This is a genomic window from Candidatus Puniceispirillum marinum IMCC1322 (assembly GCF_000024465.1).
GTDB lineage: Bacteria > Pseudomonadota > Alphaproteobacteria > Puniceispirillales > Puniceispirillaceae > Puniceispirillum > Puniceispirillum marinum.
Map to the genome: position 1 here is coordinate 1891239 of NC_014010.1, position 25567 is coordinate 1916805.

The 25567-nt window shown below is 44.5% G+C and carries 25 protein-coding genes; 12 read left to right on the forward strand and 13 right to left on the reverse strand.

Going from position 1 to position 25567, the window contains the following annotated elements; translation table 11 throughout:
- Position 1 precedes the first annotated feature (1 nt).
- A complete protein-coding gene (locus SAR116_RS08845) occupies positions 2-1477 on the reverse strand; it encodes an aldehyde dehydrogenase family protein (RefSeq protein ID WP_238531140.1) in 1476 nt (491 codons plus the stop codon).
- 231 nt (positions 1478-1708) lie between these two features.
- Here SAR116_RS08845 and SAR116_RS08855 point away from each other — a divergent pair, with 231 nt between their 5' ends.
- On the forward strand, positions 1709-2506 hold the full coding sequence (locus SAR116_RS08855) for an alpha/beta fold hydrolase (protein WP_013046586.1): 798 nt from the start codon (positions 1709-1711) through the stop codon (positions 2504-2506).
- Positions 2507-2557: 51 nt separating this feature from the next.
- Here the strand turns inward: SAR116_RS08855 and SAR116_RS08860 are convergent, their stop codons facing one another.
- Complete coding sequence (locus tag SAR116_RS08860) at positions 2558-3478, reverse strand: PDR/VanB family oxidoreductase (protein WP_049757513.1); 921 nt, start codon at positions 3476-3478, stop codon at positions 2558-2560.
- A gap of 117 nt (positions 3479-3595) precedes the next feature.
- Here SAR116_RS08860 and SAR116_RS08865 point away from each other — a divergent pair, with 117 nt between their 5' ends.
- A complete protein-coding gene (locus SAR116_RS08865) occupies positions 3596-4588 on the forward strand; it encodes a DMT family transporter (RefSeq protein ID WP_083775275.1) in 993 nt (330 codons plus the stop codon).
- On the opposite strand, the gene SAR116_RS08870 is transcribed toward SAR116_RS08865, so the two are convergent.
- Positions 4546-5268 carry an SDR family NAD(P)-dependent oxidoreductase gene (locus SAR116_RS08870; RefSeq protein ID WP_013046589.1) on the reverse strand — a complete coding sequence of 241 codons (723 nt, stop codon included), beginning with the start codon at positions 5266-5268 and terminating at the stop codon, positions 4546-4548. The two genes, SAR116_RS08865 and SAR116_RS08870, sit on opposite strands and share 43 nt — an antisense overlap.
- Positions 5269-5445: 177 nt before the next feature.
- Here SAR116_RS08870 and SAR116_RS08875 point away from each other — a divergent pair, with 177 nt between their 5' ends.
- The 7 genes from SAR116_RS08875 to SAR116_RS08905 are packed head-to-tail and all read left to right on the forward strand — an operon-like array spanning position 5446 to position 12029.
- Entirely contained in the window at positions 5446-6828 is a 1383-nt protein-coding gene (locus tag SAR116_RS08875) for an aromatic ring-hydroxylating dioxygenase subunit alpha (RefSeq protein WP_013046590.1), read from the forward strand.
- A 2-nt stretch (positions 6829-6830) separates the two neighbouring features.
- Positions 6831-7685 (forward strand): ABC transporter permease, encoded by an 855-nt coding sequence (locus tag SAR116_RS08880; protein WP_013046591.1) that lies wholly within the window; start codon positions 6831-6833, stop codon positions 7683-7685.
- 9 nt (positions 7686-7694) lie between these two features.
- Complete coding sequence (locus SAR116_RS08885; protein WP_013046592.1) at positions 7695-8528, forward strand: ABC transporter permease; 834 nt, start codon at positions 7695-7697, stop codon at positions 8526-8528.
- A complete protein-coding gene (locus tag SAR116_RS08890; protein ID WP_148212282.1) occupies positions 8518-9636 on the forward strand; it encodes an ABC transporter substrate-binding protein in 1119 nt (372 codons plus the stop codon). Before SAR116_RS08885 ends, SAR116_RS08890 begins: the two co-directional genes overlap by 11 nt.
- A 49-nt stretch (positions 9637-9685) precedes the next feature.
- Complete coding sequence (locus SAR116_RS08895) at positions 9686-10753, forward strand: ABC transporter ATP-binding protein (protein WP_013046594.1); 1068 nt, start codon at positions 9686-9688, stop codon at positions 10751-10753.
- Between the two features lie 19 nt (positions 10754-10772).
- Positions 10773-11390: a hypothetical protein gene (locus tag SAR116_RS08900; RefSeq protein WP_013046595.1), complete on the forward strand. Its 618-nt coding sequence runs from the start codon at positions 10773-10775 to the stop codon at positions 11388-11390.
- Positions 11391-11408: 18 nt separating this feature from the next.
- Positions 11409-12029, forward strand: coding sequence for a hypothetical protein (locus SAR116_RS08905; RefSeq protein ID WP_013046596.1), 621 nt, complete (start codon positions 11409-11411; stop codon positions 12027-12029).
- Positions 12030-12069: 40 nt separating this feature from the next.
- Here SAR116_RS08905 and SAR116_RS08910 read toward each other — a convergent pair whose 3' ends face one another.
- The 10 genes from SAR116_RS08910 to SAR116_RS08955 form a co-directional block, all read right to left on the reverse strand.
- Entirely contained in the window at positions 12070-12483 is a 414-nt protein-coding gene (locus tag SAR116_RS08910) for a GlcG/HbpS family heme-binding protein (protein ID WP_041860884.1), read from the reverse strand.
- Between the two features lie 34 nt (positions 12484-12517).
- Positions 12518-13459: an acetamidase/formamidase family protein gene (locus tag SAR116_RS08915; protein WP_013046598.1), complete on the reverse strand. Its 942-nt coding sequence runs from the start codon at positions 13457-13459 to the stop codon at positions 12518-12520.
- 51 nt (positions 13460-13510) lie between these two features.
- On the reverse strand, positions 13511-14527 hold the full coding sequence (locus tag SAR116_RS08920) for an alpha/beta fold hydrolase (RefSeq protein WP_013046599.1): 1017 nt from the start codon (positions 14525-14527) through the stop codon (positions 13511-13513).
- Between the two features lie 179 nt (positions 14528-14706).
- Entirely contained in the window at positions 14707-15345 is a 639-nt protein-coding gene (locus tag SAR116_RS08925) for a nitrile hydratase subunit alpha (RefSeq protein WP_013046600.1), read from the reverse strand.
- Positions 15342-15635: an SH3-like domain-containing protein gene (locus tag SAR116_RS13875; protein ID WP_013046601.1), complete on the reverse strand. Its 294-nt coding sequence runs from the start codon at positions 15633-15635 to the stop codon at positions 15342-15344. The genes SAR116_RS08925 and SAR116_RS13875 overlap by 4 nt, the downstream gene beginning before the upstream one ends.
- Positions 15636-15637: 2 nt before the next feature.
- The gene (locus SAR116_RS13880) at positions 15638-16057 is read right to left on the reverse strand and encodes an SH3-like domain-containing protein (protein ID WP_041860885.1); all 420 of its coding nucleotides are present in this window, start codon (positions 16055-16057) and stop codon (positions 15638-15640) included.
- Positions 16044-18158, reverse strand: coding sequence for a molybdopterin-containing oxidoreductase family protein (locus SAR116_RS08940; RefSeq protein ID WP_013046603.1), 2115 nt, complete (start codon positions 18156-18158; stop codon positions 16044-16046). Before SAR116_RS08940 ends, SAR116_RS13880 begins: the two co-directional genes overlap by 14 nt.
- 20 nt (positions 18159-18178) lie before the next feature.
- A complete protein-coding gene (locus tag SAR116_RS08945; protein WP_013046604.1) occupies positions 18179-18559 on the reverse strand; it encodes a hypothetical protein in 381 nt (126 codons plus the stop codon).
- A gap of 577 nt (positions 18560-19136) precedes the next feature.
- A complete protein-coding gene (locus SAR116_RS08950) occupies positions 19137-20510 on the reverse strand; it encodes a sensor histidine kinase (RefSeq protein WP_013046605.1) in 1374 nt (457 codons plus the stop codon).
- On the reverse strand, positions 20507-21175 hold the full coding sequence (locus SAR116_RS08955; protein WP_320410275.1) for a response regulator transcription factor: 669 nt from the start codon (positions 21173-21175) through the stop codon (positions 20507-20509). The genes SAR116_RS08950 and SAR116_RS08955 overlap by 4 nt, the downstream gene beginning before the upstream one ends.
- Before the next feature lie 180 nt (positions 21176-21355).
- On the opposite strand from SAR116_RS08955, the gene SAR116_RS08960 reads away from it, so the two are divergent.
- The 3 genes from SAR116_RS08960 to SAR116_RS08970 all read left to right on the forward strand — a co-directional run bounded on the left by SAR116_RS08960 (position 21356) and on the right by SAR116_RS08970 (position 25567).
- A complete protein-coding gene (locus tag SAR116_RS08960) occupies positions 21356-22393 on the forward strand; it encodes a type 2 periplasmic-binding domain-containing protein (protein ID WP_049757591.1) in 1038 nt (345 codons plus the stop codon).
- A 74-nt stretch (positions 22394-22467) separates the two neighbouring features.
- Positions 22468-24498, forward strand: a complete 2031-nt coding sequence (locus SAR116_RS08965; RefSeq protein WP_013046608.1) for a tripartite tricarboxylate transporter permease — start codon at positions 22468-22470, stop codon at positions 24496-24498.
- A 1-nt stretch (position 24499) separates the two neighbouring features.
- Positions 24500-25567, forward strand: a complete 1068-nt coding sequence (locus tag SAR116_RS08970; protein WP_013046609.1) for an isocitrate/isopropylmalate dehydrogenase family protein — start codon at positions 24500-24502, stop codon at positions 25565-25567.

Consider the following 25567-nt stretch of genomic DNA (forward strand, 5'->3'; position numbering starts at 1 on the left):
GCTACATTAGTGGCTCAAATGGATTTGGTGTTGAAGCTGTGCCCAGCCAAACTGCCTTTTCCTGCATAAAATCCTTGATTGCATTAGGGCCAAGCTCGCGCCCATACCCTGATTTTTTTACGCCACCAACTGGTGCGCATGCACTAACAGAACGGTAGTGATTTACATAAACGGTTCCAGCGTCAATTTGGCTGGCAATATTGTTAGCAAAGGCTATGTCGCCACTCCAGACCCCTGCAGCAAGGCCAAAGGCACTGTCATTGGCCAATGAAACAGCCTCCTTAGCTGTATCAAAACTTGAAACACATAATACGGGTCCAAACACTTCCTCCTGCCATATTGTGGCATCAACCGACACATTTTCAAGAATAGTTGGCGCGACAAAATAGCCATTATCAAAACCATCAACTGTCTGAGCATACCCCCCAGTGACGATAGTTGCACCTTCATCAAGCGCAGTAGCAATCATTGCTAAAACTTTTTCAAATTGCGGCTTGTTTGCAATGGGGCCAACGTCTGTATGATAATCCATCGGATCGCCAAATTTAAGTTTGGCAATCCTATCTAGTAATTTGTTAATAAACTCGTTCTTGATAGATTGATGAATTATCAACCGTGATCCAGCCACACATGTCTGGCCATTAGATAGAAAAATGCCTGACATCACACCATTGACAGTACTTTCAAGATCGGCATCAGCGAATACTAATTGAGGCGACTTTCCCCCAAGTTCAAGAGTCGTAGGTTTGACATGCTGTGCTGCAACGCCCGCAACTTTTGCACCACCAATTTCAGATCCGGTAAAAGTTACCTTTCGTACCTTTTCCGCAGCTACAAGCGCAGCTCCAACCTCATTGCCAAACCCGGTCAAAACATTCACCAATCCTGCCGGGGTCACCGGTGCAATCAATTCGGCAAAAACGACGGTAGATGCCGACGCCATTTCTGATGGTTTGATGATTACTGCATTGCCTGCCGCCAGCGCAGGTGCCAGTTTCCATGCTGCGATCATTAACGGTGAATTCCAAGCTGTTATTGCGGCAATCACTCCATAAGGCATCAATTCCAGCCGGGCGGTAATGTCTTTAATATCCAGCATCAATTTGTCGGGCGCAAGCTTCTCAAGATCATTAGCAAAATGCCTGTACCAACCGCCAAGGGTTGACATCTGGCCATTCACTTCGCGAATACGTTTACCGTTATCATTGACTTCAACCTCAACAAGCTGTTCAAAATTTTGGTCAATTCGATCTGCAATAGCATGAAGAACATTAATGCGTGTAGTGCTATCAGCTCGCCATTCGGGCTTCTGGTAAGCGTTGTAAGCAGCGTTTACGGCCAGTTCAACATCGACTGCATTTCCCCGCGCAAACCGCGCCCATATCTTACCGGTGGCTGGGTTGACACTATCAATCCAGTCATTATTTTGCGGCTTAACAGTCTCACCATTTATGAAATGCGAAAAGTATCTCATCATGCAATCGCTTTCGTTGACTCGAACCATCCCATTGGCAAAACGCCTCTGGCACAATCAAAATTTATGGCATTATTCTTGTGCTTCAAAGACCCGAAAGAATAAACACGTCGGCATTTATCATTTCCTAGTACAAAACATCTGGCAAAAAGTTTGTTTGTCCCTGCTTGAATTTGTGTCAGCCTGTGGCTTGGTAATTTTGTAAAATAAATAATTTTAAGGATTGGTGACATTATGGATTTCCTAAAACTTGCTGATGGTAATCTTGCTTATGAGACGTCTGGCTTATCTGATGGTGATGTTCTTCTATTTTGTCATTCACTTGGAGCCAACCAGTGCCTCTGGGACAGGCAAATAGCATTGTTTGAAGATAGTCATAAAATTGTTAGGCTTGATTTGCGTGGCCATGGCCAATCTGATGTCTTTACTGCCCCCTATTCCATTGAGATGCTTGCTAAGGATGTACTGCATCTGCTTGATCATCTTGATATTCGCCGTTGCTCTCTTATTGGTCTTTCCCTTGGCAGTATGATCGGCTTGTGGTTGGCCGCACATGAACCACATAGATTTAACCAAATGATTCTTGCAGGTGCGAGCGCTTCGGTTCAAAAAAGCGCACCTTTTGACCAACGAATTGCAAGAATTCAGGAACATGGGCTGGACTCCATGTTTGATGAACTCAATGAGCGTTGGTATGCCCCTAATTTTGTAGCCAACAATTCAAACGTGGTAAATGCAGTTCGAAAAATGGTAAATGCCACAGCAAAAGTTGGATATATAGGCGCTACAATGGCTGTCAGGGACTTTGATATAATGGACAAGCTTTCTGAAATTGACACTGAAATGTTACTGATCACTGGTGCCGAGGACAAAGCTACACCGATAGCAGAAGCAGAAGCCATTGCAGCGACATGTGTTAACTGCAAGCTTTTTGTTATCGAAAATGCATCACATTTAGCAATCGTAGAGCAACCTGAGCTATTTGATACAGCTATTGTTAACTTCATCAATAAGGTGCCCTTATCTGTTTGATATATATATATATATATATCTATGTAAATACAGAAAAATTGTTTTCATCCCCTATATGTCAAGAACAAGTTTGCTAGATCGGCATCCAGCAACACATAAAGCAACATGCGAGGTCTGCTCATCAGGCATAAGAACAACATCATTATGAACTGGCTCGCCTTCCAGATACCCAACAACACAAGTGCCACAAACACCTGCTTCGCATGATTTTTCCACGTCGATATTTACTGTCCCTAGAACATCAAGAATAGATTGTCCCTGCTCAACGTGCACCGTCAAACCTTGACTGCTTATCACAACATCGAAGCCCTCACTATTGGTTGAGGTGTCTTCTTTTAGGACGCTGGCAGGATTAAAATCTTCAGTAATTAGTGACTCGCCTTTGTCACCTGCCATCGATTCCATTGCTGCCATCAGGCCTTTTGGCCCACAACAATAGAACTGCGCACCTTTATGGGCATCGAAAACCCCTGCAAGATTTAAAGATTTTGAACGATCACCTTCGTCAAAATGAATATGCAAATCATCCCCTAGCCGATCCGCCAGAAGTGCAGTAAAAGCTGTGCTTTCTGGATGTCGGGCACAGTAATATAATTTGAAAGGTAAATTATGGTGTTGGCAATAATCCGCCATCGACATAAACGGAGTAATGCCGATGCCCCCAGCAACAAACACCTGTAAAGGCGCACTCTCAACAAGTGCGAAATTATTACGGGGCTCAGAGACTTCAATCACGTCTCCAACGCGCAGCTTTTTATGAATATAAGCCGAACCTCCACGTCCCATATTTTCAAGTAGAACAGCGAACATATAGCGGTCCAAATCAGCCGGATCATTTATAAGAGAATATTGTCTTACAAGATCGTTTTTGAGAAAAACATCAATATGCCCTCCTGCTGAAAAAGGCGATAATGAGTCTGCTGTTGCTGATACTAACTCAACGCTAATAACATCATTAGCTTCTTGTCGCATACTCTTTACCAACGTCTGTTGCCTGCTATTCACGTTCATAATTCCTCTTTGCAATTTTTTTGATTCCAATCTATCTTCGTGATCAATAAATACAATTATAAGTGAAGAACTGACTGTGTGCAGACTGATTTCAAATCCTGTTATCACTTTAAATTATATTCTCAGGAGTCCATTATTTCTTCGCGTCATGCGTTATCAGCAATTTTTTTAGTTTTGATTTTAGGCGTTGTGCGCGGCAGTGTCCCAGCTATCTCTAAATTAGTAACCCTTGGTAATATTGACCCCATAATATATGCGGGATCGATTACGCTTGGAGGTGGCCTCCTGCTTTTTTGCATAAATACGGTAATGGGCCAGACGATTGCTCCAACTAGTCATATGATAAAGTTTTCAATTATTGGTGGATTGATTGGGATCGCTTTTCCACACATTATATTTTTTATAGGCATAAAGAGTGTTGATGTAGGCATTGCGTCAGCTATGATAAGCGGTATTCCCATTCTCATTTATTTACTTTCTATAATATGCCGACAGGAAATTTTTTCCCTACGACGTTTGATTGGTGTTGCCTTCGGATTTGGCGGTGTGGCGTTAATAGCAATGGGGGCGTTAACAGAAAATATGTTGCTATCAGCTCCGTTTCTTGGTCTTGCACTTATCCTATTATCAACTTTTTTCTACGCTACTAACGTGATTTACATTTCAATTTTCTTGCCCACAAATATTCCAAAAATTCAGGCTGCTTCGTGGATGATGATTTTTGGTTCAGCACCCATTTGGGCTTATGTTCTTCTTGGGTATGACACGGGAATTATAATCGAGAATGTTACAAATAGCGCCTTTCGCTATGTTCTGGTTCATTGTGTTATTTCGGGTGCTGCTTACTGGTTGTCCTTCCAGATCATTGCCAACCATGGGCCCGTAATCTATAGCGTTGCAGCCTATTTGATGGTTGTTTTTGGCATAATTATAGGGGTTCTGGGATTTCAAGAAAATTACACAAATGCTGACCTCAGCGGCGTTGCGTTGATCTTGATTGGTGTGCTGATTGTAACTTTGAAAAGCCATCAAAAACTCACAGATCCTAAACTTGAACCACCACAGACATAAATTGTTTGGCCTGTTAAAAATGCCGCTTCCTCAGACATTAAATAGTTAGTCATATTGGCAATATCATCAGGTTTGCCAAAGCGGCCTAGGGGAATCTTATCCAATTTGCTCTGACGTACAGCGCTTCCTTCCGGATTATTTTTTATGAATAAATCTGTCTCAACAGGCCCTGGTGCAATAGCGTTACAACATATATTGTACTTACCTAGTTCTAAAGCCCACGTTCTCGCGAAACTTGAAACGGCCGCTTTTGATGCTGAATAGGCGGTACGTGTCGCAAACCCCAAGATCAACTCAGATGAAATATTAACAACCCTGCCTGATTTATTCTGAATCATAGATGGAACAACAGCAGCAGTAAGCTCAGCGACTGCTGTGGCATTAATTGTCATAACAGACTCGTAAATGTCCAAATCAAAATCTTCAAGTAGATTTGGTGTTGCAATCCCAGCGTTGTTAATCAATCCATATATTGGGCCGTAATCTCTGAGCGATTTAAAAACATTGATTCTCTGATATTTATCGCTGAAGTCACAGGCAATATGGTCAACCCCAGCCATATTCGGTGAAGTTCTGCAAACAGCTAATACAGAATAATTTTGTTTAATTAAACGAGCACAAATCGCAGCGCCTATTCCTCTACTACCTCCTGTAATAATTACCTTTTTTTTATATGACATAAAACTTCACTCATTAACTATGATGTATTTTCTATATATTAAGCACTAAAAGTTATTAAAAATTAGCTAAAATATTCCTACGACGCAACATTTTTTATTGATATGCAAAACGATTTTGATCTAAGATTAAATTTAACGAATAGATTATGGTTAATTGTAAAGCGATTGGAGATGTTGGTGGAAGATTATCGTGATATCAGCAAGGAATGGCGTCAAAGGTCGAAAGAAAAATTTGGTGGTTACAATCTTGCGGATCGGCCATCACATGACCCTGAATTAACAGAAACTGGTCCAAGAACCCCTGGCGGGGAATATTGGCGCCGATTTTGGTTTCCAATTTGTCTTTCTGACGAAGTTACAAACCGGCCTCTTCGCAAACGCATTTTAAGTGAAGATTTAGTAGTTTATCGTGATCAAGAAGGTAATTGTGGTCTTCTTCATCTACATTGTAGTCATCGCAACATGTCTCTCGAGTTTGGAATAGTTGAAGAGCGAGGTTTAAGATGTGCATATCACGGTTGGCTTTACGATTATGACGGAACAGTTATTGAAACTCCCGGAGAACCAAAAGGAAGCCCTATTTGTGAAAAGGTTAAACAAGGAGCTTACCCGGTCAAAGAATTTAAAGGTTTAGTTTTTGCTTACATGGGCCCAATGGCTGAAATCCCGCCATTCCCAATTTATGATACCTTTGAACTTGATGGACATGAATTGGTTCCTTACAGATTAAGTTACCCATGCAATTATCTTCAAGTTGCAGAAAATACGATGGACCCAATTCATACGGTTTATCTTCATACATTAGTTGGTGAGACCCAATTTGAAGAATCTTGGGGTATCACGCCGCTTTTAAAATTTCATGATAGCGACACCAGTCTTTACACAACTTTGACATATCGCGTTGAAGATATGATTTGGGTAAGGACTCAGCAAACAGTATTCCCTACTTTTTCTCATGTGGGTGCTTTTTGGGAGACAGGACTCAAAGAAAAATATTTTGTTCGGTCCAGCATCACTAAATGGACTGTGCCCATTGATGATACTGAGTGCATGATAATTGCCTGGCGACATTTTGGCCCCGCAATTGACCCCGATAACAAAGGGAAGCGTGATGAAGTAAAGATTGAATCAGTCGATTTTGAAGGTCAAACAGCAGCACGCGATTATAATGAAATGCAACGAAACCCCGGTGATTATGAAGCACAAGTTTCAATTGGCCCGATAGCTCGGCATGCTACAGAGAACTTAGGCAAGACTGATCAAGGTGTGATGATGCTTCGTAACCGTTTGCGGCGAGGCATTAGAGATGTACAAAACGGTACATTAATTACCCATTACGATGCGGAAAAAGACATAAAAAACCTGTATACCCAAGACACGGTTATGCCCATTCCCCAACGTGATGACATTGATGATGACACATTAATGGCAACAGTTGCAGACGAGGTCATGCGTGTTATTACGGAAGGCGATAAATATTCAGAAAAAGAGCGTGAAGATTTTATCATACAGAATCTTAAAAAAATCAAAAGCGACCCACGATTTGTAGTTAAGGTTTAATAATGGAAAATCGTTGGATCGCCTATCTGTTACCACCCTTCTTTTTAACACTTCTGTTAGTAGCAGGCTCACAATATGTCTTTATCGAAAATAGTTTCTATGAAGATTTAGGTCTTGGCCGAACAGGTAACACATTAACGTTTGTCAACTATTTTAACTTTTTTACGGATCCTTTCTATTTAAAGACTTTTTGGGTGACAATAAAGGTATCGGCACTGGCAGCGATGTTTACTTTATTCCTAGGCTTTCCAATTGCTTATGTGATTGCAAGGATGAAGTCGCGGCTAGCAATGTTGTTGTTGGCTGGGATAGTGGTTTCAACGTTTGTAACTATTGTTATTAAGGTTTTTGGCCTGATTATCATTTTTGCTGCTGATGGAGTGTTGAATACCACACTACTTCAGCTAGGCTTAATTGACAGAGCCTATAGCATAATTGGAACCCAAGAAGGTGTTGTTGTTGGTCTGATGCACTTTACGATCGGCTTTAGTGTTCTTTTACTTTACAGTGTAGTTATTACCGTACCACCTTCACTCGAATATGCTGCGCAAATCCATGGGGCTTCCCGCTGGCGAGTGTATCAACGCGTGATCATTCCACTCTGCACGCCAGGTTTTGTAGTTGGTGGTTTGATGATTTTTAACATGTGTATGGGTGCCTTCACTTCAGCAGCGTTGTTGGGGGGTGGTAGAGTTCTGACTTTACCAGTGTTAGTTCAGCGAACTGTGATGATGGAGGTTAAGTATTCAACGGCTGCTTCAATTGCGTTTGTATTACTGGTTTCGGTAATTTTAATAAACCTCATATCGCTAATGGCTATTCGCAGACTCAGATCTGCAAAGCTTGTGATAGCCTAGGAGGGCAGGATGCAGAGCAAGCTTGAAAAGTTTATATTGTTTGTTTGGTGTGGGTTTTCATATGTATTTTTACTCTCTCCAATGGTCGTGGTTATGGGCGCGTCATTGCATGGTGGCGAGTTTTCTGCAGCTATTAAATTTCCACCGACCGACCCTTCTTTTCAATGGTATGCAAAAATTCCATGGCAACAATTTGAAGCTTTAGGCCTTAGCCTTATTGTAGCAACTTTTGCCACTTTTCTGGCAGCGCTCATCGCTATTCCTGCTGCCCTTGGATTGGTTCGTAGTAATTTCAAGTTTAAATTTTTAGTGAGCACAGTCTTTAGGGCACCGCTTCAAATTCCAGCTATTGTATCTGGCATAGCATTTTTACAACTATATTATCTGGTCTATGATAACAGTAGCCTTATGCTCGCCGGCACTATTCCCGGGATGTTAATTGGTCACGTATTTATTGCGACACCGTTTTTATTTGGAACGATCGTTGCTGTTCTTCAACGCTTTGACCTTCGACTTGAAGAAGCCTCCTACAGCTTAGGTGCTGGAAAATGGAGAACACTACACAGAGTTACGTTGCCTGTAATTATGCCTGGGATTTACTCAGGTGCTCTTTATGCTTTCATGGTCTCTTTTTCCGATGTTCCAATGTCGATCTTTTTGACGGCTCCAGGGTTCGTTACTTATCCAGTTGAGCTTTTTTATGCGTTAGAAAATGATTTTGACCCCAGTATTCTAGCTTCCTCATCAGTAGTCATAGTATTTTGTCTTTTGATGCTTTTGGTAGTTCAAAAGGTGGTTGGATTAGAAACATTACTTCGGTCTGGTGGAGGTAGTGCGCGATAAATATATCGTTAAATATAACAAAAAACAGGAGTTTAAAATGAAAAGAATAATAAAATCATTGCCGAAATGGGCTTTGGCTATAGGGATAGTTTCAAGTTTCGCCACGCCATCATATGCTGGTGAGTTTGATGGGGTAACACTTAAGGTTGCTACTTGGGGTGGCTCTTGGAAAGCAAACATGGAAAAAATTATTGTCCCAAAATTTGAGGCTTTGGGCGGTAAAATCGAGTTTGTAACAGGAAGCCCTGCCGCAAGTTTTGCAAAGCTGGTTGCTGGTAGGGGGCGTGCACCATTTGACGTCATGGAAGTGCTTGATGCGCAAGTTGGAGACTTTGCCCAGGTTGATTACCTGCAACCTATTAATCTAGACCTTATTCCAAACAAAAAAAACATACAGTCTTTTCAGTATAATAATACTTATGTAGGTAGCTGGTTCACGCAAGAAGTGATCTGTTATGATACAGAAAAGTTTAGCGAGTTAGGAATACCAGCTCCAAAAACCTATGCTGATCTTGCGCATCCCGCTTTACAAGACAAGGTTTCATTACCTGACATTAACTCTGGCGCTGGTTTGGCTAATTTTGGTGGGGTTGTGTTTGCCGCTGGTGGCGATGAAGAAAATATTCAGCCAGGACTTGATTTAATGGCAAAAATCAATGCTACCAAGTTTTGGAAACGTGGTGGTGAGACAAAAACACAGTTTGAGACTGGTGATATTTATGCAGCCGTTGTCCATGTGGGTTGGTGTGCAAGAGCAGCTCGCGCCGGATCACCTGTTATGTCTGTACACCCAGAAATCAAGCCTGGTGTTAAAGGCTTGGCAAAAGAAGGCTGGTTGGGAATCATGAAGTCTAGCGATAACGTTGCAGCAGCCCATTGGTTTATCAATGAATATTTAACCACTGATTTTCAGTATGAATATGCAATCAATAGTGGAGTTTTCCCTCTTAACCAAGAAGCAATTGATAAAATGAAAACTGATGAAATTAACGTAAGGTTAATGGAAATGGACTCGGGTAATATTTCTAAAATGCTTCGTATTGATTACAATAAAGTAGACAAGACAGCTTGGATAAATGGTTGGAATAAGACGCTTACAACCAACTAATGTAGAATCCAAATGAACTAAATAAACGTCACTGGTTAGGGTTGAATAAATGTCAGGTGTTAAGCTAACGAACATTGTCAAAAGTTATGGCGCGTTAAAAGCTGTAGATAATGTATCCCTGGATATTAAAGAAGGTGAGTTTCTTACGTTTCTCGGCCCTTCAGGCTGTGGTAAGACAACAACATTGAGATTGATATCTGGCTTTGTTCAACCAACCAGTGGCGCAATTTATTTTGGTGATAAGGATGTAACAGGCGTAGCGCCTCAACATCGGCAAATAGGAATGGTATTTCAAGACTATGCTCTATTTCCCCATTTGACTGTATTTGAAAATATCGCGTTTGGACTTGTCGAACGTAAATATGAAAAGCCTGCAATAAAAAAGCGAGTGGATGAATTGCTTGCGTTGATTGAACTTGAACAAGTTGGTCATCGTTATCCAAGTGAAATTTCTGGTGGCCAAGCTCAAAGAGTTGCCGTTGCCCGAGCAGTAGCGCACCCACCAAGTGTTCTTCTCATGGATGAACCTCTTGGCGCGCTAGACCTTAAATTACGTGAAACTATGCAAACTGAGCTTAGGCGTATTCAACAAGAGTTGGGTATCACAGCTGTATATGTGACTCATGATCAATCCGAGGCGATGAATATGTCCGATCGGGTCGTAGTAATGAATTCAGGTGTCATTGAACAGATTGGCGCACCAAAAGAGATTTATAATAAGCCATCATCTGTCTTTGTGGCCAACTTCATTGGTCAAGTTAATATTATCAATGGACTAGTCACAACGCAAAAAAGCAATCTGACAACCCTAGACTGTAATGGTCTATCACTCACTGGTCTTTTTGATGGAAAACTATCCAAGGGTGAGGCTGTTCATATGGCTGTTAGGCCAGAGGATATACTTATTTCTAGCAAGGCCAAAACAGGCTCTTATAACAGCCTGAAAGGTGTTCTTTCGAATGCCTTATTCTCAGGCAATGTGATGAAAATTACTGTTGATCTTGAAAATGGTGATGTCATAAAGGTTGAAAGTCAGCCAAAGACAAACGTTCATGAAGTGGGTGACACAGTCCATGTTAACTGGCAACCTGAAGATTGTAACATCCTTCTGAACTAAGCTAACCAAAGGCACGATAATGCAAAGAATAGCTGTAAATCCGGGTTCGGTTGAATGGTCCGGTGAAAATCCAGGAATATATCTTAAAAGCGATCCAGATAAGGATTACTCCGTTGTTGCTGTATTTTTCCGTATAGTTTTGTCTCCACATGGCCGTGGAGTTGGCGCAGTTATTTTGGGCGCGCCTGCAAGCGCATCAGCTTATCCGGATGTTCCAAATATGTGCCTTACTGATAACCGTCCCATGATGGAATATTTGGTTGCTAATTTTGTATCAAAATTTCCTACTTTTGCGGGTCAAAAAGGCCTTGATTCTATGAGTTGGCACGACGTTACTGATAGCAAGCAGGATAATAGAAATATGCCGCATAGCTTTTCTGAAGAGCTTTTATCGGACGCTGTTCGGTTGCAAATGACCTGGAAAGGCATCAAGGCTCCAATGGCTGTCGAAGTGGGACCAGAGGCATCAGCAACCAAGGCACATGATATGTATGCCGTATTCGCTGAGGCAACAGATGCATGCATAACGATCAACGGGACCAATTTACCGGGACAAGTTGCAACACGTCAGTTCTTTGGACAGACCATGAGCACAGCTTTTCTAGCCTTATCCGAAACCTGGGTTACGCCCCTTTAATTTAAACGGACAACTATTATGCCAATCGTTCCCCACGTCAGAACAGGTGCCATTGACTGGACGGGTGAAAACCCGGGTATGCTGTTAAAAACAGATCCAGACGGTGACTGGTCGGTACTTGTGCTATTTTTCCGAATTGTATGGTCGCCTGTTGGGCCCGGCAATATGTTATTGCTATTCGAAAACCCGTCATCTGCAACTGGCCTGCCAGAAACCTGCAATGTTATCATGTCTGACAATGAAGCGTTACGCGACTATATAAAGACTGGTTTCATTGAAAAGCTGGGCACCTTTGGTGGTGCTCCTGCCTACAGTTCGGCATCACAGCTAACCATCGATAACGTTGTAGCACAAGGCGACCCAACTGGAGATTTTTATAGCGAAACGATCACTGGAGGTGGACAGGAAATAAAACTTGTCTGGGAGAACCTTGGTAAACCGACTGCACTCGAGCTACCACCAGAATTGACAGGAACCGGCGAACATACAATGTACAGCCTCCTTGTTGATGCAAAAACGGCGTATGTCGAGGTTAACGGACGCCGGCTTAAAGGTGAAACTGTCCCGCGTGAGCAAGCTAGCTTGACGTTATCCTCGGCCTTCTTATATTTCTCTGAGACGTGGATATTTCCAGACTAAATGCCGACTGTAAAACAGCGATGCTATCTGCGCTACTTAATTAAACAGCTTGGATTGCATCTAGCCCTGCCTTTGCAACAGCAAGATCATCGTCACCTGACCCCCCGCTTACACCAATACCGCCAAGATGTTCGCCATCAAGATTGATTGGCAAGCCACCCGGCAAGTTAGTATACTGGCCACCAGTTGCAAACGCGACGCCCACTTCAAACTCTGCAGGTAATGCGCCAGAGGGATGCTGTCTTTCGGCGGCAACGCGCGCTTTCGCATATGCAGGGCCAGAGGCCAGATCTGCGGCACCATCGGTTCTTGCAAAACAGATTAATCCACCTGCTGGATCCATAATAGCAATACATTGTGGCACGCCCATTTCATCTGCCTTTGCAACAGCTGCCTCCATCATTTTACTAGCAGCAAGATAATTAATCCGGTTTGCGGTTAGAATATAACTCATAATAAATATCTCTTTCATGTTTAGTATATTGTGATTAAGCCAGTTGCTTCAGAACCTCTTTTGAAACTTTGCAAATATAGCTATATTTCGGATTCACCATCTGCGTGCATCGTGCTTCAGCAACCTGCCCTAATAGCATATAGGCCTCTTCATAGCTCATCCCAAAATCAGCATTCAACCAATATACCATTTCCTCAAAGGCCGTACGCATCGCATCTTCAAGTGGCCGTGCACAACCAACGGTGCAGATATGTGTTGGCGTCTCGATGCGGGGCCAAGACATTTCCTCCGGTTGTTTGCAAACGTCTACTTCAATCGTCAGATGTGCTGCGATTTCGATAGCCCCCAAACCATTACATTCGCCGTCGCCTTGTATGGCATGACAATCACCAAGATACAGATAGGCACCCTCGTGATGAACAGGAAGCATCACAATATTGCCGTCTGTAACCTCCTGCACATCAAGATTGCCACCTACTTGGTCACAATCCACAGTCATAAGGCCGCCATTTACTGGTGCTGTGGCGATACAGCCAATCATTGGCCGCACAGGTAATTTCACCTTATCTGACCAATGCACAATACCGTTTTTGACAAGTACGTTATGGTTTTTGATGCCAAATTCTTTCTGCCGGCACCAATCCGGGAAAATACCTACACCGGGCCATACAGCCGTAGTACCTATTCCCTCTACAGCCACTTCATGGACAGTTATTTTCAACATGTCACCTTTACGTGCACCCTTAACCTTGATTGGACCAGTAACAGGATTAACAAAGGGAAATGTTACATCATCTTCGGTCAGCTTCTTGTCAAGACTGGTAAGTACGCCACCATTGATATTGATTTCCGTTTCAACTTCAAAAACTTCACCTGGTGAAATTGTGCCGATAAATTCGTCTGTTGCAGCAAACGCAAACTTAAGGTTGTCGCGGTGGAACAGTTGTTTCCCATCTTCTGTTTTACTGACTGTCATCTGATCTTCTCCTGTAAATTTCCTATAACACCACTCAATAAGATGAACAGTTTATGACGCTAATAACTCTTTGTGCGCTTGGTCAATAAAGGCACTGTCTTCAGGGTTGAGGCCGGGGCCGCCAGCAATATGACCCCAATCAGACGGAATGGGTCGCAACTCTACATTGGACATAAGGTCTGCTTGTATTTCATTGTCGGCGACTGGAAAATAAAGATCAGTTTGACAGGGCATTAAGATTGTTTTTGCTTTTATGGCGCCACAGGCAGCCGCATAATCCCCGTTATAAATGTCGTTATCCGCAATGTTGGCAACCTGCCAAGTATGTAACATTCCCAGAAGATCATTAGCGTCAAAGGCCAAAAAATTAGGTTCCCAGAATTCAGCCATATGATCAGTAGCTGTTTCCTGTCCAAGCTGGCGATGCAACTTCCTCCGATAAAATGCTTGCGACGGCCCCCAGCCAGCCCAAATTCGTGCTAAAGCCCTGATACCAGCTTCTGGATTAAACTTATAATAGCCTCGCTCAAAAGCTGGGTCAGCTAGCAATCCGGCCTTTACCCCTTCAAGAAACACCCAATTATGCGGGGATGTTGCCGCACTGCCACACCATGAAATCATTCGTTCAACACGATCTGGGAAAATCGCCGCCCAATGGTTTGCCTGCTGGCCACCCATAGAAAATCCACTGACAAGCGCCAGAGATTCAATGCCATATTGCTGTTCGAGCATCAATTTCTGTGCATGAACATTGTCCCAATGGGTGATGTTGGGAAAATCAGCTCCCGCAAAGGGGGCTTGTGTGTTTGATGGAGATGATGACAGGCCGTTGCACATCATATCCACAGCAATAATAAAATATTCAGTAGGATCCAGTGCTTTACCTTGCCCGATTATTCCCTCGTAATCAGCATGCTTGCCACCATAGAATGTGGGTAACAAAATTGCATTGCTCCGCGCCGAGTTAAGCGTTCCAAAAGTCTTGTGTGAAATCTGTAGATTTTGCAGAACAATGCCACTCTGCAACTCGAATTCACCCAATTTTGCAACCGAACCTGACACTGACATAAAAACCACCAAACAGATTTTTTAAAACATAAAGTGTATTTAATTTTATATCATAAAAACCCTGTTTTCCGAAGGTTTTGAAGCAATATTTTAAAAATTATTGGCTGATTTCAAGCCTTTTTATAGCAACCCTAATAATGGATTTTACGGCTAGATATACGCGCCGGAATCTGTGTTATCTATGAAGCATTAACCGGGAGTGTAGGCAATGCGACCCCAATCATTGTGTCCCGTGTAATCAGGGGTTTTAGTTGATCTGCAGACATATGCTCTGTTCCGTCTGGGCGTAGTGGCATAACCATATAGCGTATATCAGCCGTACTATCATAAACCCTTATCTTTGTGGTTTCATTCAAGTCTAGCCCAAATTCAAGCAGGACATCCTTTGGTTCCTGAACGATGCGTGATCTAAAGGCTGCGCTTTTGTACCACTCTGGTGGTGGCCCCAGCATGAAACGGGGATAACAGGAACATAAAGTGCAAACAACGACATTATGGATATCAGGTTGGTTTTCAACAATACATAAATCGGGCATGCCACTTACATCATAACCTGAGTTTGAAAGCGCTTCCTTTGGATTTTTCAAAAGCGCATCCTTGAACTGTGGTGTTGTCCAAGCGCGTGCAATAATTTCAGCCCCAACAGAAGCCGATTGCGATGCGGTTTGATCCATTTGCTGACGCATCATTGACTGCGTGATAACACCCTTTGCAATCAATAAATCACGTAGAGCTGACTCCCAGATTTCACCATCTGTTGGCACGTTATTGTCTGCATCCGGCTCGGTTGGATGATGATGATGATGATGATCGGTCATTGCGTCTCCTTTACAGGCTCTATCCAGGTTTCCATCAAATCGGCAAATACTTCATCCACGCCTTCGCCACCCCATAAATGGGCATGCGAAAAGCAGACTCTATAGACCGAAATATCACCACTCTTTGTGTCAAAGAAAGATAGCTTTTCTGGATTCGCATAGGCCCCTAAAATGGCAGTGATTTGTCCAGTTTTTCCTTTCAGATACATTGGCACACGGTGGTGCTTATGCATCTGGCAATTTACAACGTGAACATAATCAGCAACTTTGAAAATATGCTGGCTAGTCATCTCTATTCGTCCTTATCGACAGATGTCTTCACATTCTGGGCAAGCATTTTTTCGGCCCCAATCTGCAAAGTCTCAATCCTAGCATCCCATTCCTTCTGAGAAAAAAGTCCCTTTTCGATACACAGACTGGCCATACCCTTTAGCCAGCGGTCATAATAGGAAAGTTCAAGATACTCTTTATGCACAAACTGCTCACTTGCGCGGCGCATAGCATGGATATTCATAATCCCTAATTTCGGGCTACTCAGCAGCATCATTATCGCATCAGCGCGCTCTTCATAAGGTTTCATAGGGGAATCTTCGATCTTAATTGTCCTGTCGATTCCAAACATGGTTAGCCTATCGGCGAAACCACCAAGGTCATGCGCCAGATTCCCGTCTGCATCGACATTATGTGGGGTAATATCTTTACTCTTGCTCATAAGCTTTGATCCAAACAGCATTATCGTGAAAGGCGACGCCCCCGATGGGCGCAACAGGGTCAGCCCCAGTCAGGCTATTGATTCCGACTCCACCAACAAAACTATGGTTCGGCCAAAGGCTTTCAACAATCAACACGCCAGGTTGCAGACCTTCAAAATGAAGTGCATGTATGACAACCCTGCCGCGATTATTGCCTATTTCGCAAAGCGATCCATCCGCTATACCTATTTTTTTGGCATCTGCTGGATGGATCATAACTTGCGGACGTCCTTCAAGCTGGCGCGATGTTTTTGTTTCCGTAAAGCTCGAATTCAGAAACTGCCTAGCTGGCGCGGTGACCAGACGGAATGGCATTTGCGGTGTTTCAGTCTCTAAGACATCCCAATGATCTGGCATATTAGGCATGCATTGCAAAACTTCCTTATCCACATAGCCTTTTGGCAAAAACTCTTGCCAGTCAACAAAAAACCTGAATTTACCATCATCAAAAGCAAAGCCGTCAAGATAGTGCGATTTATTGAAATCTGGCTGACAATCTTGCCAGGGATGCTTTTTCATATGTGTCATGTCAGAACGACCCGAGGCAATCAGCGTTTCGTCAAGCAATGTCGCAGCGTCTTTTTTAAACCCATCCGAACTAGACCCAAGGCGGCAACCCAGAGCTGAAATTACATCATGATTGGACCAACATTCACCTGGCGCTTCAACGGCCTTGGCACCAAGCATCGCATATTGATGTCCACCACCTTGATACAGATCGTCATGTTCAAGAAACATTGTTGCTGGCAAAACAATATCTGCAAAAGTTGCCGTTTCAGTCATAAATTGCTCATGGACAACCAGAAACAGATCTTCCCTGCTAAGTCCGGCTAACACCCGATTGCTATCTGGCGCAACGACCGCAGGATTGGTGTTCTGAATCAGCATGGCATGAACCGGCCCCCCGTCCTTTAACGCGGCTGTATCTCCGGTAAGTATTTCGCCAATTCGTGACTGGTCAAGCATGCGTGGCGGGGATGGCATGTCCAAGCCCTCTATAAGAGTCTTATTCCAGCCATAAATATTCGTATTATTATGAAACGCCCCCCCGCCTTTATGTTGCCAAGCGCCAGTCACTGTGGCTATGCACAAGGCAGCATGCATATTGACCGCGCCATTGCGTTGCCGTGCAAAACCATAACCAAGTCGAAAATAGGTACGGGGCGTTGACCCAACCAGCGTGGCAAATGCTTCGATTTCGGACACATCAAGACCGGTGATTTCACTAGCCCATTGAGGTGTTTTAGATTGCAAATGTGCCGCAAATTCTTCTGGTTGATCAGCATATTCGGCTAGATAATCAAGATCGGCAAGGCCATCCCGAAATAGTATGTGCATAACAGCACAGGCCAGAGCCGCATCGGTTCCAGGCCGAATGATCAACGCCATATCAGCTTGTCGAGACGTTGCGTTATGGTACACATCAATATGGACAATTTTTGCACCACGCGTTTTGCGGGCTTTTACCGCATGTCGCATTACATTAACCTGCGTACTAACCGGATTGGTGCCCCACAAAACAACACAATCAGATTCAGCCATTTCCCGTGGGTCAACGCCTGCAATAAGGCCTGTTCCTGCTTTGAAGCCTGTCCATGACGGTGTCACACAGATTGTTCCATGCATCCCCGAATAACCCTTGGCACGGCTAAGGCGGTTGATCCCATCACGCATCAACAAACCCATGGTACCGGCAAAATAATATAGCCATATCGACTTTGCACCATGTGTCGCCTCGATCGAGGTAAAACGGAATACTATCTCGGCAAGTGCTTCATCCCAGCTAATTTTTTCAAATTTGTTTTCACCCTTGCGCCCTATGCGACGCAAAGGCGTGGTCAATCTTTCAGGATGATAAAGTCTTTCTTTATAGCGGGAAACTTTAGCGCAGATCACCCCGTCTGTATATGTTTGGTCAATAGCACCTCTTACCCTTAAAACCTCTTTTGTATCGCTAATCTGCACCTCAAGCCCACATGCCGAAGGGCAGTCGTGGGGACATACTGTTTTGAAATTGATATTTGTCTCTAAAGACTTTTCTGAATGTCGAATTTTAGTCACGATTTTTTATACCAAAAATTTTATCCATTCTGGCGCTTTGCAATAATGGTCAGTGCATCATAAACAGCTTCAAGGTAGCTCATGAACTCAGATTCTTTTGCCTTAGATATTTTGAAGTTTTGATGAATCGAGGCGTGCATTTTGCGGTTATGATAAATCGTCGCATCAGAAAAAGTGAAAAACTCGATTAGTTCCCCCACATCTGTTATTGAATCATCCATTCTGGCAAGACAATGTTTGAAATTTGGATTTATAACATCTTGAAGGTCTTGTTTGCGAATTACGGGATTGGTTATTTTAATTTGTTCAATTAAATGACCAATTTTTTTAAGCAAGGGATATTTTTTATCCCATATTATATCGTAATTTGAACCCGTGCCAATATGTAGCTTTTCGACCATATTTATGCTCTAAATAGTATGTCTGAGTATAACCTTACAATACCATCTAGCGTGGCTTTAGCAATAAAAAACTAATATTTTTAGTGCTTTATTAGCGATGAAGATACTATAGTTTCATACTTTAACGTATTGTTTTCTGAAAAAGCCAACTCAAGATAAAACTTGATTTTAACATTGTAAGAAACTCTAACTCTAATAGTTACTTAACATTTAAATTATTGAGATTATGACAGTCTTTGACCAATACCAGACGTAGTCCAGCCACCAATGGCATCAACATTGTCTGAGGGCATTCCCCTATACACAGCCTATCCCGCAGTGAATGTCTAAATGAATGAACAACACAGCCTTTTGGTGTGTGTGGTTTCAGCCACTTATTAATTGCGGCACTTGCAGAATTAGAATTCACTTCACCTTCATTGATATATCAAGGGAAAGTATATCTTTCACTAGCCTGTTTCACAATGACTTGTTCGAAAGGGGGGTGGGGCCTAGATTGGGTTGGGCGTTGCGCCTTGGACCGGGCTGGCTTGATGGGTTGGTGGATCCGTTGAGGGAGGCAGCATATAAATGATCGCTAGCTATGTGGCAGGCTTAGTTCAAAACTTGTCCAGCCCGCGCGGCTGGTCAGGGTGACTTTGCCATCATGAAGCACACAGATTTCATGCACAATAGCCAGACCAAGGCCTGCGCCTGAATTTGGCTCGGCCTGCGCAAATCTCTCAAAAATGAGGTTTTGTTGTTTTTTTGGTATCAGCTTGCCGTCATTGCCAATTTTAATATGGACTTCTTTGTTTGTGTACGAGGTTGATATCGAAATTTTACTGATCTCGGCGCCACCGTGGCGCAACGCATTATCAATAATATTTTCAATCGCCTGCCCCATCAAAATACTGTCCAGCTGAATGGCAGGTATGTCCTTGCCGGGGTTAAATGCAAACTCCACATTGCCACTTGTGACACGTTTTGGATTCATCTCGGCATAGTGACTGAGGGCTTTGTCAACAAGATGATTAACATCTGACGAGCCTACCGCCAACGCCGCCCCACGCAAACGTTCGTAAGACAGTAACTGTTCCGATAACCGCACGGCTTGCCGCGATGCTGTCAAAAGTTCGCCTGACCGGTGCCTTGCATCGGCTATCGTCTTGGCATCTGTTGCGACTTCTGCCAGTGCAAGGATGCTGGCCAACGGGTTACGTAGCTGATGCGCCGCATTAGAGATAAAACGATCCTTTTGTTCCTGATTAGCAGTGACTTTTTCAAAAAGTTCATTGATCCGCATCACCACGCCTTTTACCTCGTTCGGGACACGACGTCGGATCGGACTCAAATCCTGTGATGATCGTTTGGTAATTGCATGTTCCAGCGCCAGTAGGGGGCGAAGGCCAAGACCCACGCCAAAGAAAACCACAAAACAGACCGTGACAATCAGAATTGCGGCCAGCAAAGCGCCCTGGAAAGCAAGCTCCTGCGCAAAGGCGCGACGCTGTTCCAGATCTTGCCATACGGTCACCACGACAAACCCGGATATCTGGTCAATGGTGGCGCGTTCCTTTAGCTGTGCAACACGCATCTTGCGGTCTCTATAGACGCTTTCAAACATCACCGGTTCGTTGACCTTGACGTTCATGCCAGCTGGTGCGACTGGCGGCGGGGAATATCCGGAAACAAAGCTGCCATCAGGCCCACGAACATGCGATTTAAAAGGGGCGCCACTTGCCTCGGCAAAGAGGGCTGTTGTCGCTGGCGATAGTGTATCGCCGCCAGAAATAACCACATCACGAGAGATGGCAAGCGCAAGTACGGTCAGGTTACGGTCAAAAACGGCTTCTGCAGAAAGCGTTGACTCACGATATTGCCAGCTAAGCGCCAAACTCGCCACAAATAGCAAAGGCAACAAAATCAGCACCATCAATCGCAACCGCAGTGAATTTGCAAACAACTTCATTCGGTGACCTGCATCAGATAGCCAAGGCCACGAGCAACCTTGATTTCGACACCATATATGGTCAGCCGTTTGCGTAGTCGTGATACATAAACCTCGATGACACTCTCATTCACATCTGCCCCTATACCATAGACGTAATCCAGCAGATTTGCCTTTGAAACAAATCGACCGGAACGGTCAAACAAACATTCAAAAATGCTAATTTCGCGTCGAGGCAAGCCAAGGTCTTTGCCCTCGAAGCTAACCGAATGGCCACGCCGGTCAAATACCAGTTTGCCAATTTGTTCATGTTGGTTGTTATTACGCTGGCGTCGTAGCAATGCTCGAACGCGGGCGTCAAGTTCGTCCATCTCAAACGGCTTGACAAGATAATCGTCCGCACCAGTATCAAGGCCGATTATGCGCTCTTGGGTCGTGTCACGTGCGGTTAGAATTAAAACTGGTGTTGTAACATTATCGCGTCGGGCTTGGCAAAGTAGGTCGAGGCCGTCGCGTAATGGCAGGTTGATATCGAGTATCGCAAGATCGAAATCTTCCTGTTTCAGAAAGGCCAGTCCCGTTTCCCCGTCATGCGTCATGTTGACAGCATGCCCATTATCCTTGAGCCGGTGTGACAGGGCTGTAGCCAGTGTCTCATTGTCCTCGATGATTAATATTCTCATCATTAGCACCAATGCAATGTAAGCTGGCAAATGAAAGGTTAGTGCAAGCTTAGTTCTCTAAGGTCTATCGCCAATGTAACGAAAGTTACGCATTCTTGAGATTCAAGAGTAATCAATTTGTTGGAGGATACAATGAATAAACTATTGAAATCTGCTCTGGGCGCAGGAACTGTGCTTGGCTTGATGGTTGCGGGCGTTACGTCTGCCGCCGCAGTCGATTTTTCAGGCAAGACAATCGAATGGACGATTCCGTTTTCCGAGACAGGTGGCTCTGCCAAATGGGCTAACTTCTTTGCCCCAATGTTGAGTGAAAACCTGCCGGGCAAGCCGAATGTTGTTGTGAAATTTATGCCAGGTGCTGGTTCAACCAAAGGTGCTAACTGGTTCCAAGACGAAAAGCACACAGATGGAACAGTGATGTTTGGTTCTTCGGGTTCAACACAATTCCCATATCTGCTTGGCGACCCGCGCGTACGCTATGAATATGCTGACTGGAACCCAGTTATGGCATCAGGCACAGGCGGTGTTGCTTATTTGAACGCTGAAGCGGGTGCCAAATTTGATGGTACAGCTAATAATCTTAAAGGCATGACATTTGTTTATGGTAATCAGGGCGCGACCCGTCTCGATCTGATTCCGGCACTTGCATGGAAAATGCTTGGCATGAAAGTAGAACATGTCATGGGCGTAAAGGGTCGTGGTGATGGCCGCAAGATGTTTGAAGCTGGCGAAGCCACAATCGACTATCAGACATCATCTTCATATTTGAAAAGCTCGGCAATGCTTGTAAAAGAAGGCAAAGCTGTTGCGATGATGACATGGGGCGCTATTGACGCAAATGGCAATATTGTCCGTGATCCTACATTCCCTGATATGCCTACTTTCAAGGAAGTTTGTGATGCGACTGACGGTTGTGAAACTTCGGGTCCTGCATGGGATGCATGGAAGTCATTCTTCATCGCCGGTTTTCCATCACAGAAGATCGCCTTCCTTCCTGCGGGTACACCACAGGACGTGATTGATGCCTACACAACGGCTTTCGCAAAGATCAAGGCGCGTTCAGACTTTGCCGAAATTTCAGCCAAGCGCCTTGGTAAATATCCAATGTTTATTGGTGCAGAAGCTTCAAAAGCGCTTCAGGGTGCCATCACTGTTTCACCATCAGCCAAAACATATGTAACCGACTGGCTACAGGCTGAATTTGGTGTTTCGCTTAACTAAACTACTTTAAACTATCATCCCACAGATTTATTAAAGTGTCTGTGGGGTGCTGTATTTGATAGGTTGAGTTGGCAATGGACGTTTTTGTAGCTGCATATCCTGCCTTAGTTGACGCATGGCAAATGATACTCCAGCCATCAGTCATCGGGTATTTGTTGCTTGGCGTTGTGATGGGGCTGGCCATTGGCATTTTCCCCGGTCTGGGCGGCATTGCTGGCCTGTCTCTGATGCTTCCTTTCATGTTTGGCCTGGATCCCATTTATGGTCTGGCATTGATGATTGGTCTAGTTGCCGTTGTTCCGACATCAGACACTTTTGCCTCGGTTCTGATGGGTATTCCGGGTTCATCGGCTAGTCAGGCAACTGTGCTTGATGGATTTCCGATGGCCAAAAAGGGGCTTGCCGCGCGGGCATTATCTGCGGCTTTTGCCTCTTCTTTATTTGGCGGCATTATCGGTGCCTGTTTCCTGACAGTCTTTATTCTGGTTGCACGACCAATTGTACTGGAATTTAAATCTCCTGAATTACTTATGGTATCTGTCTTTGGTCTGTCGATGGTTGGTATTTTGGCTGGCCGTGTGGCGCTAAAAGGTATTGTGGCAGCTGGTCTTGGTATGCTGGTTGCGACGATTGGCGAGGGACCTTTCAATGGTGAATTGCGGATGTCGAGCTATGAGACACCCTATCTCATGGATGGCTTCAAGCTGGTGATTGTTGGCCTTGGCATTTTCGCCGTTCCGGAAATCATCGCCTTGTTGCGCAAGGACAAAGCCATCTCGGAGCGCAACAGCCTTGGCGCAGGGTGGTTTGACGGCATAAGGGACTGGTGGGTTAACAAATGGCTATCGGTTCGCTGTTCACTGATTGGTGTCATTGTCGGGGTAATCCCCGGTCTTGGCGGTTCTGTGGTTGACTGGATTGCTTACGGCCATACGGTGCAGACAACCAAAGACAAGTCAAAATTTGGGTCTGGTGATGTGCGCGGCGTCATAGGGCCGGAAAGTTCCAATAATGCCAAAGAAGGTGGTGGTCTTGTGCCAACATTGCTGTTTGGTATTCCGGGTTCCGGATCAATGGCAATCTTCATTGGCGCTCTGTCTTTGCTGGGTTCTGGCGAGCTTGAAGTTGGTCAGGTGATGTTGAAGAATAACCTGAATTATACCTATTCGATTGTCTGGCTTTTGGCACTTGCGAATGTTTTTGGCACTATTTTATGTATCGCGCTGTCGGGTCAGATTGCCCGTATCACAAATATTCGTTTTGCCCTGATCGCGCCATTTGTTTTTATGATTATTTCTTTTGCCGCCTTCCAGTCAGGTCAGAATCTGATGGATTTGGTGGCCTTATTCGGTATTGGCCTTCTGGGTATTATGATGCGGCGGTTTGACTGGTCTCGGCCAGCCTTTCTCATCGGTTTTGTATTGGCTAATCCTGTTGAAAACTATGCCAATAATGCAACACAGATTGCTGGTATCCGTTTTAATCAGAGTCTGGATGCAGGCCTGTCCTATGTAGCCAGTCCTATTGTCATTACCTTGGCTGTTATCACTGTTATTTCGATTATTGTTGGCCTGCGCCAGGCGAAAAATATTCTGGCCGAAGGGCAGGTGGAATCAGGTGGCAAACGTGCCCCGATGATCTTTTTGCTTGGTCTGATGTGCTTTGTGGGTTTTGCCCTGATCAATACAGCCAGTATTCCTGACTATGCCTGGGTTGATGCGGTGTTCCCTGTTTTCGTCTCTTCGATTACATTAATTGGCGGTATGGTCATTCTGGTTCAGATGATGCTTAAGCCTGAAAATGATGTTGTATTTGCTGATCGTGAGCGCAGCGGCGAAGACACTGATATGGCATTCAAGCTGTGGCCTACTTTGGGCTGGTTTGCCGCCTTGCTTGTGATGACCTCATTGCTTGGATACATTATTGCACTTGGTATATTTTTGCTGACATTCTTCCGTCTTCGGGCGCGTCTTGACTGGTTTCGCGTTTTTGGATTTGCCGGTGCTGGCGTATTTTTCATGTGTTTTATGGCATCCTTGCTAAACCGTGATTTTCCACCTGGTTTGCTGCAACATCTTGTCAATTTGCCCTGGCCTCTGAGATAAAATGACACTGTCCCCGCGTCATCTACTGTGTTTGCCTGGTGATGGCATTGGCCCCGAAATCATGCGCGCTACACTAGCCGTTCTGGATGCTGTGACACCTATATTGACCAGACCCATTATGCTGGAACATGCCGAGATTGGGTTTGCCTCACTCGGTACGCATGGTACGACAATTACCAATGATTTAATCGCGCGTACGAAACAGGCTGATGGCGTTATTCTGGGGCCGGTATCGCATAATGAATATCCGCCTGTTGATGAGGGCGGATTGAATCCGTCTGGCGTGTTGCGCAAGGCACTTGATCTATATGCGAATATGCGGCCAGCCAAATCATGGCATGGGCTTGTCCCCCATAATGGCAAATCCATTGATGTGCTGGTAGCGCGTGAAAATATCGAAGGGTTTTATGCTGACCGAAATATGTATGAAGGTAGCGGTGAATTTATGCCCGTACCGGGGGTGGCATTGGCTATCCGCCGGATCACCACTGAAGCATCACGTAATATCGCGCTGGCAGCGTTCGAGGCGGCACAAAGGCGGCCAGTCAAGAAGGTAACCGCCATTCACAAGGCAAATGTGATGCGATTATCCGATGGTGTGTTCCTTGATGCTGTGCGCGCGGTAGCAAAATTCTATCCAGAAATTACCTATGATGAGGTGCTGATTGATGCGGCCGCGGCTTTGCTGGTGCGTGAACCGGAACGGTTTGATGTAATTGTGACAACAAATATGTTTGGTGACATCATCTCGGATCTGGCTTCTGAGCTGTCGGGCAGTCTTGGTTTGGCCGGATCGTTAAATATCGGTTCCAAACATGTGGCGGCGCAAGCGCAACATGGGTCTGCCCCTGATATAGCTGGACAAGACAAGGCCAACCCGACATCACTGATACTATCTTTGGCGATGTTACTGGATCATTTTGGCGAGGCAAAAGCGGCTAGTAGCATAACCACGGCAATCGCTACTGTTCTTGCTGATCCATCATCATGTACAATGGATATTGGTGGTACATTGGGTACCACGGAATTTACCACGGAATTGATAGCCTACATCAAGGCCAAAGAGTGA